A 13,716-nucleotide genomic window follows, 5' to 3' on the forward strand; every position below is an offset into this window, starting at 1 on the left:
TTAGTGCACCAGCATGCCGGTCAACCAGTAGGCCTGGATGTAGGTAATCAGGCCGACGATCGTTGCGAAGAACAGGCTGTGTTTGAGGGTGAAGCGGAACAGATCCGATTCCTTGCCCACCAGACCGGTCGCGGCGCAGGCCACGGCGATCGATTGTGGCGAGATCATCTTGCCGGTCACGCCGCCGCTGGTGTTCGCCGCTACCAGCAATACGTCGCTGACGCCGATTTGGTGCGCGGTGGTCGCTTGCAGCGAACTGAACAGTGCGTTGGACGAGGTGTCGGAACCGGTCAGGAACACGCCCAGCCATCCCAGGAATGGCGAGAAGAACGGGAAGGCTGCACCGGTGCCTGCCAATACCAGCGCCATGGTCGAGGACATGCCCGAGTAGTTAGTGACGAAGGCGAATGCCAGCACCATGCCGATGGACAAAATCGGCCAGCGCAGTTCGTAGAAGGTCTCTTTCAAAGTGGTCAGACCAGTTCTGACATTGATCTTCAGCACCAGCATCGAGATCAGCGCCGAGAAGAAAATCGCCGTGCCGGTCGCGGAAATCGGGTCGAGTTTGAACACCGCCGGGATAGCGGTCGGGGCGGTCACGATCGGTGCGACCTTGATCACCATTTGGTCCAGGTGCGGGATGGCGAAGTTGAATACCCAGCTGTACATCGACCCACCAGCGGCAAACATCGCCTTGAAGGGTTTCAAGGTCCAGATGGTCACCAGCACGGTGAGGATCAGGAATGGTGACCAGGCTTTGAGAATTTCACCAAAGCTGTAGGGCGAAGCCACGGTGCTGCGCGGCTGGCCGAAACCGCCGGCGCTGGCGCTCACCACGGAAGCCGAGACGGCACCGACGATGTGTTGGCCTGCGGCGCGCTTTGGCTGCCAGACTTTCAGGAACAGCGTCAGGGAAATCAGGCTGGCCAGGGCCGAGGTGATGTCCGGCAGTTCCGGGCCGATGAAGTTAGACGTGAAGTATTGGGTGACGGCAAAGCTCAAACCGGCCACCAGTGCTGCCGGCCAGGTTTCGCGAACGCCGCGCAGGCCATCCATCATGAACACCAGCCAGAACGGCACGAACAGCGACAGCAGCGGCAGTTGGCGGCCGGTCATGGCGCCGATCTTGAACGCGTCGATACCGGTCACTTGCCCGGCAACGATGATCGGAATCCCCAGGGCGCCGAACGCAACCGGCGCGGTGTTGGCGATCAGGCACAGGCCAGCAGCGTACAGCGGGTTGAAGCCCAGTCCTACCAACAGTGCGGCGGTAATCGCGACCGGCGCACCGAAACCGGCGGCACCTTCGAGGAAGGCGCCGAAGCAGAAACCGATCAGCAGCACTTGCAGGCGTTGGTCGTCGGTGATCGACAGTACGGAGCTGCGGATCACTTCGAACTGGCCGCTTTTGACCGTCAGTTTGTAGAGGAATACCGCCGCCACGATGATCCAGGCAATCGGCCACAGACCGTAGGCAAAGCCATAGCCGGCGGCGGCGAAGGCCATGTCGACGGGCATCTGGAAGGCGAAGATCGCCACGGCAATGGACAAGGCCAGCGTGATGCTGCCGGCCACGTGTCCTTTGAGTCGGAACACGGCCAATGCCAGGAAGAAGAACACGATGGGGATAACGGCCGCGAGCGCGGACACGCCGAGACTGCCGAGCGGAGAATAGAGCTGTTGCCAGGTTTGCATATGGGGTGGCCCCTAATTGTTGTTGGTCAGGCACTGGTCAGCGTTCTTGGATAATTGGTAATACCAATTTACAATCGCTGTTGGCTAGGGTAAAAGCCTTGTAGGCGGCGTGTCAATTTGCCGCCCTAAAACTTTTGTCGAATACGCGGTGCAGAAGTCATCTGGTCCGCTCGACCAAATGCCGTCTGGCAGGTGCTGACACAGCCCTGATAGGCCAGAATAGAGACCCCGGCGAGCCGTCGGGATCGTGGAGAAATGAGTTATGGGGTTTGATCAGATTCGTCAGCGCCGTTTGTCTGACGATATTGTCGAGCAGCTCGAGGGAATGATTCTCGAGGGCACGCTGAAGGCGGGTGAGCGCTTGCCGGCCGAACGTGCGTTGGCCGAGCAGTTCGGCGTGTCACGCCCTTCGTTGCGCGAAGCGATTCAGAAGCTGGCGGCCAAGGGCTTGCTGGTCAGCCGCCAGGGTGGTGGCAATTATGTGGTGGAGTCGCTGGGGTCAACCTTCAGCGATCCGCTGCTGCATCTGCTGGAAAGCAACCCTGAGGCGCAGCGCGATCTGCTGGAATTTCGTCACACCCTGGAAGCCTCCTGCGCGTATTACGCAGCCATGCGTGCTACGGACGTTGATCGAGAGCGATTGACCGCGGCTTTCAATGAATTGCAGGACTGCTATACGCGTCACGACGAGGTCAGTCGGGCGGAAGAGGGGGCGGCGGATGCGAAATTCCACCTGGCAATTGCTGAAGCCAGTCACAACGCGGTGTTGCTGCACACCATTCGCGGGTTGTTCGACCTGCTTAAACGCAACGTGGTGACCAATATCGGCGGGATGTACAAGCAGCGTACGGAAACCCGCGACATGCTTATCACGCAGCACCGGGAGTTGTACCTGGCGATTATTGAAGGAAGGGCGGAACAGGCTCGGGAAGTCTCCAGCCGACATATCTTGTATGTGCAGGAAGTGCTGGAAGAAGTGCGTCAGGAAGTACAGCGCATGGCTCGGGCGGAGCGGCGCAAGGGAATGTGATTATTTAAAGCAAAAGATCGCAGCCTGCGGCAGCTCCTACATGGATACGCGATCTATGTAGGAGCTGCCGCAGGCTGCGATCTTTTCGCTAGCGCCACAACACTCAGGCCGAAAGATTAATCTTCCTTGCCCTTGTTGCGCACCGCACGCTGCAACTCGCGACCGGCGTCGCGTTCGCGTTCGGTATCGCGCTTGTCGTATTCCTTCTTGCCCTTGCCCAGAGCGATCTCGCACTTGACCATGTGCTTGCTCCAGTACCAGGACAGGCACACGCAGGCGTAACCTTTTTGCTGCACTGCCGTGGCCAGCTTTTCCAGCTCGCGCCGGTTGAGCAGCAATTTTCGGGTGCGGGTCGGATCAGCGATGACGTGGGTGCTGGCGGTCATCAGCGGCGTAATGTGGCTGCCGAGCAGCCAGGCTTCGCCATCCTTGAGCAGTACGTAACTGTCAACCAGTTGCAGCTTGCTTGCCCGCAGACTTTTTACTTCCCAGCCGGCCAGGACCAGACCAGCCTCGAACTTGTGCTCGATGAAGTAATCGTGTCGCGCCTTTTTGTTTTGCGCGATGGTCCCTGTTGGGTGTTTCTTCTGTTTAGCCATAGGGGCGGCATTATAGGGAGTTGCACGCGAGTCGGCTACGGTATCGCTACGTGCTTGAGCAGGTTGATTGAATCCCGGACAATGCGGCCTCTTTTTTGAACGCTTGGGCGTGATAACGATGTCGACAGACAAGGTTTCTGTCCACGGCAGTTGGGCTAGCCGCTGGGTCTTCATACTCGCCGCGACCGGTTCGGCCGTGGGCCTGGGTAGTATCTGGAAATTCCCGTACATGGTCGGTGTCTACGGCGGCGGCGCCTTCGTGCTGATGTTCCTGGCCTGTATCGCGCTGATCGGTGTGCCGGTCATGCTAGCCGAAACCCTGATCGGCCGCCGTGCACGGCAGAGCCCGGCCAACGCCCTGAAGGTATTGGCGCTGGAAGCCGGGCACTCGGGTAAATGGTCCTGGGGCGCATTCGCCGGGATGATCACGGCATTGCTGATCCTGTCTTTCTATAGTGTGGTGGGCGGCTGGTCGCTGGATTACATCATCGACATGGGCCGTGGCGACTTCCAGGGTGCAACGCCCGATCAGGTCGGCGCGTACTTTGGCAATGTCATTGCTGATCCGTGGCGCCTGACACTTTGGCACACGATTTTCATGCTGCTATCGGCCGTGGTAATCGCCAAAGGCGTGGTTGCAGGTTTGGAGCGCAGCTTGCGGATCATGATGCCGCTGCTGTTTGTGATGGTGATTGTTCTGCTGGGTTACAGCATTACTACCGGGCATTTCATGGAAGGCGTGCATTTCATGTTCGACTTCCACCCGGAAAAAGTACTCGACGGCTTGCTGCCCGCCATGGGGCACGCGTTTTTTTCCCTGAGCGTGGGCGTCGGTTCGATCATGATTTACGGCGCGTATATGCCAAAGAACTCGTCGATTTCCGGCACCATCGTCGGCGTGGCACTGCTGGATACCTTCGTTTCCCTGGTGGCCGGTCTGGCGTTGTTTCCGATTGTGTTCGCTGGCGGTCTGAACCCAAGCGAAGGTCCTGGCCTGATGTTCGTCAGCCTGCCCTTTGCCTTCGGTAACGTAGCGTTCGGCCAGTTGATGGGCGTAGTGTTCTTCGTGCTCGTAGCGATTGCTGCCTGGAGTTCGGCGATTTCCCTGCTTGAGCCGATGGTGGCTTACCTGGTCGAGCGCACGAAAGTCAGCCGCGCCTGGGTTACTTTTTGGCTGGCCTTCATTTGCTGGTTTGTTGGTCTGGGCACGGTGTTTTCCTTCAATATATGGAAGGAGGCCAAATTTTTCGTGAACGAAGGCGGGATGTTCCATCTCTATCAATGGGGTGCGGCCGGTGGCCTGGACTTCTTTGGTGTGATCGATTTCTTCACCTCGCGGATCATGTTGCCACTCGGTGGTTTGTGTTTCGTGGTGTTTGCAGGCTGGGTGATGGGGCGTGAAGCGGTACGAGACGAGTTGTCGATCCGTAGCCCCGTATTGTTCGCCCTGTCCCTGTTCTTGATGCGCTATGTGGCGCCCATCGGCATTCTCGTAGTGTTTGCCGCCCAGCTGTGGAAGTGACGCTGACATGACGACACACATTCAACGATCGGCCCTGCTGCCGTATCCGGCACAAGCACTGTATGACCTGGTCAACGACGTGGCGCGTTACCCGGAATTTTTGCCATGGTGCTCGTCGGCCGAAGTGCTGGAAAGCTCTGCTGAGCATATGCGCGCTAGCGTCGGCGTGGCCAAGGGCGGTCTGAGCCAGCATTTCGTAACGCGCAACACGCTGGTGCCTGGGCATTCGATCGAGATGAACCTCGAGGAAGGCCCGTTCAATCAATTGCATGGCGTCTGGGTGTTCAAGCCGTTGGGCGAGAAAGCCTGCAAGATCAGCCTGGACCTGTCGTTCGATTACGCCGGGCCGATTATCCGCGCGACCCTGGGGCCGTTGTTCAATCAGGCGGCCAATACGCTGGTGGATGCCTTCTGCCAGCGCGCCAAGCAGATGCATGGTTGAGGCCGTGATCGACGTCGAGGTGGTGTATGCCGCCATTGATCGTCAGGTGCTTCTCTCGGTGACGGTTCCAGTCGGAGCGACAGTGCGGGTGGCTTTACTGAAGTCAGGCATCGGCCAGGCGTTTTCCGAGCTGGATCTGGCCAGTTGCCCGGTGGGGATCTTCGGTAAAGTGATCGCTGATCCGGACAAGCATCCTGTCCAGGCTGGAGATCGCATCGAGATATACCGGCCATTACTGGCTGATCCGAAAGAAGTTCGTCGGTTGCGCGCAGCCAAGGCTGCTGAGGCCAAAAACCGGAATCAGTGATTCGCTCAAACGCTGGACAATAAAAAACCCGGACATGCCGGGTTTTTTATTGCGTCGCAAATTATTGCGGCGAGGTTTCCAGAGGTTCTGGAGTCGGGACTGGAACGGTTTCTACACCGTCGACGTCCTTCTGGATCTGGTCCAGCAACGAACCTGGCTTGACCGGTTTTTCTGGTTTCGGCTTCTCGGCGTTTTCTGCTGGCTCAGCAACTGTAGTGCCGCTGTCCTTGCCGAGAATGGCTTCGTCGCGGCTCACGCCTGGCATGAAATCACCAGAGAGGCTGACAAGCTGGTCATTTGGGTTGAAGATAACGCTAATGCGTTCCTGTTGGCGTTCACCGCCACCCGGTTGCAGGCTATACAGATAATCCCAGCGATCGGCATGGAACGTGTCGGTCAGCAGAGGGTTGCCCATGATAAACCGTACTTGCTTGCGGGTCATTCCCGGGCGTAACTGGTCTATCATGTCCTGCGTGACGACATTGCCCTGCTGGATGTCGATTTTGTAAACCCCGGGGAATGAACAACCGGCGAGTGCGAGCAGTCCCACAAAGGTGAAACTGGTTAGCAAGAGCTTGGTGTTTTGCATCGGTGGGCGACTTCCACTATCTTGGCTGGGACAACGTAAACGCCGATCATACCCGCATTAAGAGAAGCTGCGAAGCAGCATCGCGAGAAAGCTGACCATGGTTGAAAATAGCGAACTACGCAAAGCCGGCCTCAAAGTGACCCTTCCACGGGTCAAAATTCTGCAAATGCTCGATTCCGCCGAGCAACGCCACATGAGTGCCGAGGATGTCTACAAGGCACTGATGGAGGCTGGTGAGGACGTCGGTCTGGCCACGGTTTACCGTGTCCTGACCCAGTTCGAGGCAGCTGGCCTTGTGGTGCGGCATAACTTCGACGGAGGCCATGCGGTCTTCGAGCTGGACGACGGCAAGCATCACGACCATATGGTCAACGTCGAGACCAGTGAAGTGATCGAATTCTTCGACGAAGAAATCGAGCGTCTACAGAAGGCAATCGTCGACAAGTATGGCTTCGAGATGGTTGATCACAACCTTGTACTGTACGTACGCAAGAAAAAGTAAGCATGTCGCGCGAACTTAAGGTTCGCGAAACGAGCGAAGGCGACCCCAGGGTCGCCTTCGTGCTTTCTGTCGGGCTTAAATTTTCGCGGTGACGACCATTTTCCTGGCATGAGCCAGAGATTCCTTTGTAAGGTCGATGCCTCCCAGCATCCGCGCCACTTCTTCGACACGATCGTTCTTGCTCAGCTTGGAGACGGCTGTGTGAGTGGCATCTTCGCCGCGCACTTTGTGTACGAATAGATGTTGATGTCCCTGCGCTGCTACTTGCGGCAAGTGAGTTACCGTCAATACCTGCCCGCGCTCCCCAAGTCGACGCAGCAATTGGCCCACGATTTCGGCGGTCGGACCACCGATGCCCACGTCCACTTCGTCGAACACCAGGGTCGGTACGCGGGAGGTCTGCGCGGTGATCACTTGAATCGCCAGGCTGATCCGTGACAATTCGCCGCCGGATGCCACTTTTGCCAGCGCTTTCAAAGGTTGGCCCGGGTTAGCACTTACCAGCAGCTCTACCTGCTCAAGGCCATTGGGTAGCAATTCATCGCTACTGTTGGGGCGCAGCTCAATAGTGAAGCGCCCACCAGGCATGCCCAGTCGCTGGATTTCCTGCTCCACGGCGCTGGCCAGGCTGTTCGAGGCCTGATGGCGCAAATCGCTCAGCTCACGAGCCTTCTCCTGATAATGACGGGCATAGGAGGCCAGTTCATCGCTCAGTCGCTCGATGGATTCGTCGTTGGCATTCAGGGTTTCGATTTCATCCAGCAAGCGCTGCTGCATCTCGGCCACTTCGGTCGGCTGGATGCGGTGTTTGCGCGCCATGGTATAGATCGCATCAAGGCGTTCCTCCAGGTACTGAAGACGCGCTGGATCGGCATCGAAGTTATCAAGGAAGCGGTTCAGTTCTCCCACGGCTTCTTCGACCTGGATCTGTGCACTGGTCAGCAGGCTGCTGGCTTCACCCAGGGCCCCAATCGAATTGTTGACGCTCGAAAGGCGATTGAGGCTGGCAGTGAGGGCGTTCAGCACATTCCCGGAATCACTTTCGCTGCATTGTTCGACCACTTGCCGGCAAATGCCCAGCAGGGTTTCGGCGTTGGTCAGGTTCTTGTGTTCCTGTTCCAGCTGCTCTAGCTCACTTTCGCCGAGGCCGAGGTTTTCCAGCTCTTCGAGTTGATAACTGAGCAATTGATGGCGAGCGCGCTGCTCATCGCCGGAATTGGAAAGGCGTTCCAGCTCCTGGCGGGTCTGGCGCCAGCGTTGGGCGGCCAGGTGTACCTGGCGGGCAAGGTCCGTTGCACCAGCGTACTCGTCGAGCAGGCGGCGGTGCGTGTCGGTCTTGAGCAGGGATTGATGTTCATGCTGGCTGTGGATATCGATCAGCAGTTCACCCAGGGCTTTGAGGTCGCCAAGGGGGCAGGGCGTGCCGTTGATGTAGCCACGCGAGCGCCCTTCGGCGGTGATCACCCGGCGCAGAATGCACGGGCCGTCGCTCTCCAGGTCACGCTCGGCCAGCCAGGCACTGGCTTCTGGAATATCGACCAGATCGAAGGTTGCCAGGATATCGGCCTTGTCGGCGCCGGGACGGACTACGCCGCTGTCGGCTCGATCGCCCAGGGTCAGGCCGAGGGCGTCGAGCATGATCGACTTGCCGGCGCCGGTTTCCCCAGTGATCACGCTCATCCCGCGATCGAGTTCGAGATCGAGATGTTCAACGATGGCGTAGTTATGTACGGACAGGTGCACCAGCATAAAGGCCGCTCCCAGGCTTTAGGTCTGGTTATTTATACAGTGTTTTGTTTCGGGCTGACAATGCCCTCCCTTAGCTCGATTTGCTTGATCCGACGAAATCCTTAGTGCGCCCGGGAATGACAATGCAGCTGTTTTTTGTAGGGTTAATAAATAAGCGCCCCTTGAAGCTGAATTTTGCGGCCCCATATAGCTGGGCAGAAGCGCGAGTTGAGCTCGCGGACGATATTGAAAGGAGAAATCTATGGCTGACGAACAGACAGTGGATACGCAAAATCTAGACGCCAATCAGGCTGCCCAGGACTCGGGTGATGAACTGGCGGCTCGTGTTCAAGTGCTCGAAGAGCAATTGGCTGGCGCTCATGATCAGGCTTTGCGTGTGGCGGCTGATCTGCAGAACGTCCGCCGTCGCGCCGAGCAGGATGTAGAAAAGGCTCACAAGTTTGCACTGGAGAAATTCGCCGGTGACTTGTTGCCGATCATCGACAGCCTGGAGCGTGGTCTGGAGTTGTCCAGCCCGGACGACGAAAGCATTCGTCCAATGCGCGAAGGCATCGAGCTGACCCTGAAAATGTTCCAGGACACCCTGAAACGTTATCAGCTGGAAGCGATCGATCCGCATGGCGAACCGTTCAACGCCGTTCAGCATCAGGCAATGGCCATGCAGGAAAGCGCCGACGTCGAACCGAACAGCGTGCTTAAGGTGTTCCAGAAGGGCTATCAGCTCAACGGCCGCCTGCTGCGTCCGGCCATGGTCGTGGTCAGCAAGGCTCCGGCGCCGGTTTCGCCTTCGATTGACGAGCAGGCTTGAAATTAGCCGCAAGGCCCCCATTTAGAAGTCAAGCGTTTAAGTGCTACCGCAGTTAGCCACCACTGCTGCGGCAACCAAATCCAAAGTTTCGGGAGAGTGAACATGGGCAAAATTATCGGTATCGACCTGGGGACTACCAACTCCTGCGTCTCCGTGCTTGAAAACGGCGTAGCCAAAGTTATTGAAAACGCTGAAGGCACGCGTACCACGCCGTCGATCATCGCTTACGCCAACGATGGTGAAATCCTCGTTGGTCAATCGGCCAAGCGTCAGGCTGTGACCAATCCGCACAACACCCTGTATGCGGTGAAGCGTCTGATCGGTCGTAAGTTCGACGAAGAAGTCGTACAGAAAGACATCAAGATGGTCCCGTACAAAATCGCCAAGGCTGATAACGGCGATGCGTGGGTTGAAGTGAACGGCCAGAAAATGTCGCCGCCACAAATCTCCGCTGAAATTCTGAAGAAAATGAAGAAGACCGCCGAAGACTACCTCGGCGAGCCAGTGACTGAAGCGGTAATCACCGTTCCGGCCTACTTCAACGACAGCCAGCGTCAAGCCACCAAAGACGCCGGCCGCATTGCGGGCCTGGACGTAAAACGTATCATCAACGAACCAACCGCAGCCGCTCTGGCTTACGGCATGGACAAGGCGAAGGGCGATCACACCGTGATCGTTTACGACTTGGGCGGCGGTACTTTCGACGTTTCCGTGATCGAAATCGCTGAAGTCGATGGCGAGCACCAGTTCGAAGTACTGGCCACCAACGGTGACACGTTCCTGGGCGGTGAAGACTTTGACATTCGTCTGATCGACTACCTCGTCGACGAATTCAAGAAAGAAAGCGGCATGAACCTTAAAGGTGACCCGCTGGCCATGCAGCGCCTGAAAGAAGCCGCTGAAAAAGCCAAGATCGAACTGTCTTCGAGCAATTCGACCGACGTGAACCTGCCGTACATCACTGCAGACGCCACCGGTCCTAAGCACTTGAATGTGAAGATCTCCCGCGCCAAGCTCGAAGCGCTGGTAGAAGATCTGGTTCAACGCACCATCGAACCTTGCCGCATCGCTCTGAAAGACTCTGGCATCGACATTGGCGCCATCAACGACGTGATCCTGGTCGGCGGTCAGACCCGTATGCCACTGGTTCAGAAGCTGGTGACCGAGTTCTTCGGTAAAGAAGCGCGTAAAGATGTGAACCCGGACGAAGCGGTTGCCATGGGTGCTGCTATCCAGGGCGCAGTATTGGCTGGTGACGTGAAAGACGTTCTGCTGCTGGACGTTAGCCCGCTGACTCTGGGTATCGAAACCATGGGTGGCGTGATGACCGCGCTGATCGAGAAAAACACCACGATTCCTACCAAGAAATCGCAAGTGTTCTCGACTGCCGACGACAACCAGGGCGCAGTGACCATTCACGTGCTGCAAGGTGAGCGTAAGCAAGCCGCTCAGAACAAGTCTTTGGGCAAGTTCGACCTGGCCGAGATTCCACCAGCACCACGTGGCGTGCCACAAATTGAAGTGACCTTCGACATCGACGCCAACGGCATTCTGCACGTAGGCGCCAAAGACAAGGCTACCGGCAAGACCCAGTCGATCGTGATCAAGGCCAACTCCGGTCTGTCCGAGGAAGAGATTCAGCAGATGATTCGCGATGCTGAAGCCAACGTCGACGCAGATCGCCAGTTCGAAGAGCTGGCAACCGCTCGCAACCAGGGCGATGCGCTGGTTCACTCGACTCGCAAAATGGTCGCAGACGCTGGCGATAAAGTGACTGCTGAAGAGAAGACTGCAATCGAAGCTGCTGTTGTTGCGCTGGAAGCCGCTGTCAAAGGCGACGACAAGGCCGCGATCGAAGCCAAGGTTGAAGAGCTGTCGAAAGTCTCCGCTCCGGTGGCGCAGAAGATGTACGCCGAGCAGGCTCAACCTGCTGAAGGTGCTGCACCGCAAGGCGAATCGGCTGAGAAGGCTGACGACGTCGTCGACGCTGAGTTCGAAGAAGTCAAAGACCACAAGTAAGTTGTTGGTCGGCCGGTTGACTGCCTTTAGGCAGTGACTGGTAGGATGTCGCCGCGCGGGGGCTTGCTCCCGCGTTGGCGTGTCTGGAGTTAGCGAATTTTTACAGCATGCGACAAGGCTCGTGTGTTGGCGGTATGGCCGGGAATGCTCCTGCTTTTCGAGCCGAAAGTACCGCATTGAATCAAAGACCAGGATCGTTGAATTGACGTGAGTTGGGTCCGGGCCTGTATTGGGGCTCAACGAGTTTGGCAAGGCTCAGGAGAGGTTTGCCGGACGTCCTTAAGAGTGCAAAGACTTATGGCAAAGCGTGACTATTACGAAGTATTGGGTGTTGAGCGTGGCTCAAGCGAAGCAGACCTGAAAAAGGCCTACCGTCGCCTGGCGATGAAGCACCACCCGGACCGTAATCCCGATGACAAAGCGTCGGAAGATATGTTCAAGGAGGCCAACGAGGCCTACGAAGTCCTGTCCGATTCCAGCAAACGCGCGGCGTACGACCAGTACGGTCATGCCGGTGTCGACCCAAGCATGGGTGGCGGCGGTGCCGGATTTGGCGGTCAGAACTTCTCCGACATCTTTGGTGATGTCTTCAGTGACTTCTTCGGCGGCGGTCGCGGCGGTGCTCGTGGCGGCGCTCAGCGCGGCAGCGATCTGCGTTACACCCTGGAACTGAATCTGGAAGAAGCGGTGCGCGGTACGACCGTGAATATCCGTGTTCCGACATTGGTCAACTGCAAGCCGTGCGACGGTTCGGGTGCCAAGAAAGGCTCCTCGCCGATCACTTGCCCGACGTGCGGCGGTATCGGTCAAGTCCGTATGCAGCAGGGCTTTTTCTCGGTGCAGCAGACATGCCCGCGCTGCCATGGCCAGGGCAAGATCATTTCCGATCCGTGCGACTCGTGCGACGGTCAAGGCCGTGTCGAAGAGTACAAAACCCTCTCGGTGAAAGTGCCGGCCGGTGTCGATACCGGTGACCGCATTCGTCTGTCCGGCGAAGGCGAGGCGGGTGCTCAGGGTGGTCCGACTGGCGACCTGTACGTGGTGATCAACGTGCGTGAGCACGCGATCTTCCAGCGCGATGGCAAGCACCTGTTCTGCGAAGTGCCAATCAGCTTTGTCGATGCTGCGCTGGGTGGTGAGCTGGAGATTCCGACCCTTGATGGCCGCGTCAAACTGAAAATCCCTGAAGGGACTCAGACCGGCAAGCAGTTCCGTGTTCGCGGCAAAGGCGTTGCGCCAGTGCGCGGCGGCGGTGCTGGTGACTTGATGTGCCGAGTGGCGGTCGAAACCCCTGTCAATCTGGGACGTCGTCAGCGCGAACTGCTGGAAGAGTTCCGTAGCTCGCTGGCGGATGACAACAGCCATTCGCCTAAAACCACTGGCTGGTTCGAAGGCGTGAAGCGCTTCTTCGGCGATTTGTAAGGAGTCGGCATGCGACGTATAGCTGTGATGGGCGCTGCCGGGCGCATGGGCAAGATTCTGGTCGAGGCGGTTCAGCAGCGCGCGCCGCTGACCGGGCTGACGGCAGCCATCGTACGCCCCGGCAGCACGCTGATTGGCGTGGATGCTGGTGAACTGGCCTCGCTGGGGCGTATCGGCGTTCCACTGTCCGGCAATCTGGACGCGGTGGCTGATGAGTTCGACGTGCTGATCGACTTCACGCTCCCGGAAGTCATGCTGAAAAACCTGGCGTTCTGCCGTAAGGCGGGCAAGGCCATGGTGATCGGCACGACAGGGCTGGACGCCGCGCAGAAGCAGCTGCTGGCCGAGGCCGGCAAGGATATTCCGATCGTGTTCGCAGCCAATTTCAGTGTCGGTGTGAACCTGTCGCTGAAGCTGCTCGACATGGCTGCTCGTGTGCTGGGTGATGACGCGGATATCGAGATCATCGAGGCTCATCATCGGCACAAGATCGATGCGCCTTCAGGTACGGCTCTGCGCATGGGCGAAGTCATCGCGAGTGCCCTGGATCGTGATCTGCAGAAGGTTGCGGTGTATGGCCGTGAAGGCCATACCGGTGCTCGCGAGCGTGAAACGATCGGCTTTGCCACTGTTCGCGGTGGTGATGTAGTCGGCGATCATACGGTTCTGTTCGCCTGTGAGGGTGAGCGACTGGAGATCACGCATAAAGCTTCCAGTCGCATGACCTTCGCCAAGGGCGCGGTACGTGCTGCGTTGTGGCTGGACGGTCGTGAGCCGGGTCTTTACGACATGCAAGACGTGCTCGATCTGCGTTAAGATGCGCCCGAAACCGGGTTCCAGCACAGTGTTTGGGCCCGGTTTTATTACGCCAAGCGACGTCCTGTCGCATTCCCCGGCCTTTAAGGCTCATTGGCGGTAGACCAAAAATGCCTTTTTCTGTAAGCTACAGCTTTAGTGTGTCCACTAAAAGCGCGCAGAATTATTCGGTGAAGAAGCGGGGTGACGTGTCCATACGTCACTCCGCTTTTTTAC

The 13,716-nt window shown here is 57.8% G+C and carries 13 protein-coding genes; 9 read left to right on the forward strand and 4 right to left on the reverse strand.

The window, feature by feature from the left end; genetic code table 11:
* Nucleotides 1-1,695, reverse strand: a complete 1,695-nt coding sequence (locus ACA059_RS03815; RefSeq protein ID WP_497632798.1) for a lactate permease LctP family transporter — start codon at nucleotides 1,693-1,695, stop codon at nucleotides 1-3.
* Nucleotides 1,696-1,957: 262 nt separating this feature from the next.
* Here ACA059_RS03815 and ACA059_RS03820 point away from each other — a divergent pair, with 262 nt between their 5' ends.
* Nucleotides 1,958-2,725: a GntR family transcriptional regulator gene (locus ACA059_RS03820; RefSeq protein WP_008149047.1), complete on the forward strand. Its 768-nt coding sequence runs from the start codon at nucleotides 1,958-1,960 to the stop codon at nucleotides 2,723-2,725.
* 116 nt (nucleotides 2,726-2,841) lie between these two features.
* Here ACA059_RS03820 and smpB read toward each other — a convergent pair whose 3' ends face one another.
* Complete coding sequence (gene smpB, locus ACA059_RS03825; protein WP_008149046.1) at nucleotides 2,842-3,324, reverse strand: SsrA-binding protein SmpB; 483 nt, start codon at nucleotides 3,322-3,324, stop codon at nucleotides 2,842-2,844.
* A gap of 118 nt (nucleotides 3,325-3,442) precedes the next feature.
* Between smpB and ACA059_RS03830 the strand changes: the two genes are divergently transcribed.
* Genes ACA059_RS03830 through ACA059_RS03840 form a run of 3 tightly spaced genes read left to right on the forward strand, consistent with a single transcriptional unit; the run spans nucleotide 3,443 to nucleotide 5,595 of the window.
* Nucleotides 3,443-4,846, forward strand: a complete 1,404-nt coding sequence (locus ACA059_RS03830; RefSeq protein WP_497632799.1) for a sodium-dependent transporter — start codon at nucleotides 3,443-3,445, stop codon at nucleotides 4,844-4,846.
* 7 nt (nucleotides 4,847-4,853) lie between these two features.
* Nucleotides 4,854-5,288: a type II toxin-antitoxin system RatA family toxin gene (locus ACA059_RS03835; protein ID WP_497632800.1), complete on the forward strand. Its 435-nt coding sequence runs from the start codon at nucleotides 4,854-4,856 to the stop codon at nucleotides 5,286-5,288.
* Nucleotides 5,281-5,595 carry an RnfH family protein gene (locus ACA059_RS03840; protein WP_497632801.1) on the forward strand — a complete coding sequence of 105 codons (315 nt, stop codon included), beginning with the start codon at nucleotides 5,281-5,283 and terminating at the stop codon, nucleotides 5,593-5,595. The genes ACA059_RS03835 and ACA059_RS03840 overlap by 8 nt, the downstream gene beginning before the upstream one ends.
* Before the next feature lie 61 nt (nucleotides 5,596-5,656).
* Here the strand turns inward: ACA059_RS03840 and ACA059_RS03845 are convergent, their stop codons facing one another.
* Nucleotides 5,657-6,184 (reverse strand): outer membrane protein assembly factor BamE, encoded by a 528-nt coding sequence (locus ACA059_RS03845; RefSeq protein WP_415757999.1) that lies wholly within the window; start codon nucleotides 6,182-6,184, stop codon nucleotides 5,657-5,659.
* Nucleotides 6,185-6,281: 97 nt separating this feature from the next.
* Between ACA059_RS03845 and fur the strand changes: the two genes are divergently transcribed.
* A complete protein-coding gene (gene fur / locus ACA059_RS03850) occupies nucleotides 6,282-6,686 on the forward strand; it encodes a ferric iron uptake transcriptional regulator (protein ID WP_003197684.1) in 405 nt (134 codons plus the stop codon).
* A 75-nt stretch (nucleotides 6,687-6,761) separates the two neighbouring features.
* On the opposite strand, the gene recN is transcribed toward fur, so the two are convergent.
* Nucleotides 6,762-8,435 (reverse strand): DNA repair protein RecN, encoded by a 1,674-nt coding sequence (gene recN, locus ACA059_RS03855; RefSeq protein ID WP_497632802.1) that lies wholly within the window; start codon nucleotides 8,433-8,435, stop codon nucleotides 6,762-6,764.
* A gap of 241 nt (nucleotides 8,436-8,676) precedes the next feature.
* Here recN and grpE point away from each other — a divergent pair, with 241 nt between their 5' ends.
* The 4 genes from grpE to dapB all read left to right on the forward strand — a co-directional run bounded on the left by grpE (nucleotide 8,677) and on the right by dapB (nucleotide 13,500).
* The gene (grpE, locus tag ACA059_RS03860; RefSeq protein ID WP_497632803.1) at nucleotides 8,677-9,243 is read left to right on the forward strand and encodes a nucleotide exchange factor GrpE; all 567 of its coding nucleotides are present in this window, start codon (nucleotides 8,677-8,679) and stop codon (nucleotides 9,241-9,243) included.
* Nucleotides 9,244-9,345: 102 nt separating this feature from the next.
* Nucleotides 9,346-11,262, forward strand: a complete 1,917-nt coding sequence (dnaK, locus tag ACA059_RS03865) for a molecular chaperone DnaK (protein ID WP_008149038.1) — start codon at nucleotides 9,346-9,348, stop codon at nucleotides 11,260-11,262.
* A gap of 297 nt (nucleotides 11,263-11,559) precedes the next feature.
* Nucleotides 11,560-12,684, forward strand: coding sequence for a molecular chaperone DnaJ (dnaJ, locus tag ACA059_RS03870; RefSeq protein WP_123365213.1), 1,125 nt, complete (start codon nucleotides 11,560-11,562; stop codon nucleotides 12,682-12,684).
* A 9-nt stretch (nucleotides 12,685-12,693) separates the two neighbouring features.
* Nucleotides 12,694-13,500, forward strand: coding sequence for a 4-hydroxy-tetrahydrodipicolinate reductase (dapB, locus tag ACA059_RS03875; RefSeq protein ID WP_129438614.1), 807 nt, complete (start codon nucleotides 12,694-12,696; stop codon nucleotides 13,498-13,500).
* The last annotated feature ends 216 nt before the right edge of the window (nucleotides 13,501-13,716 follow it).

It is taken from the genome of Pseudomonas sp. LBUM1647, from assembly GCF_059716175.1.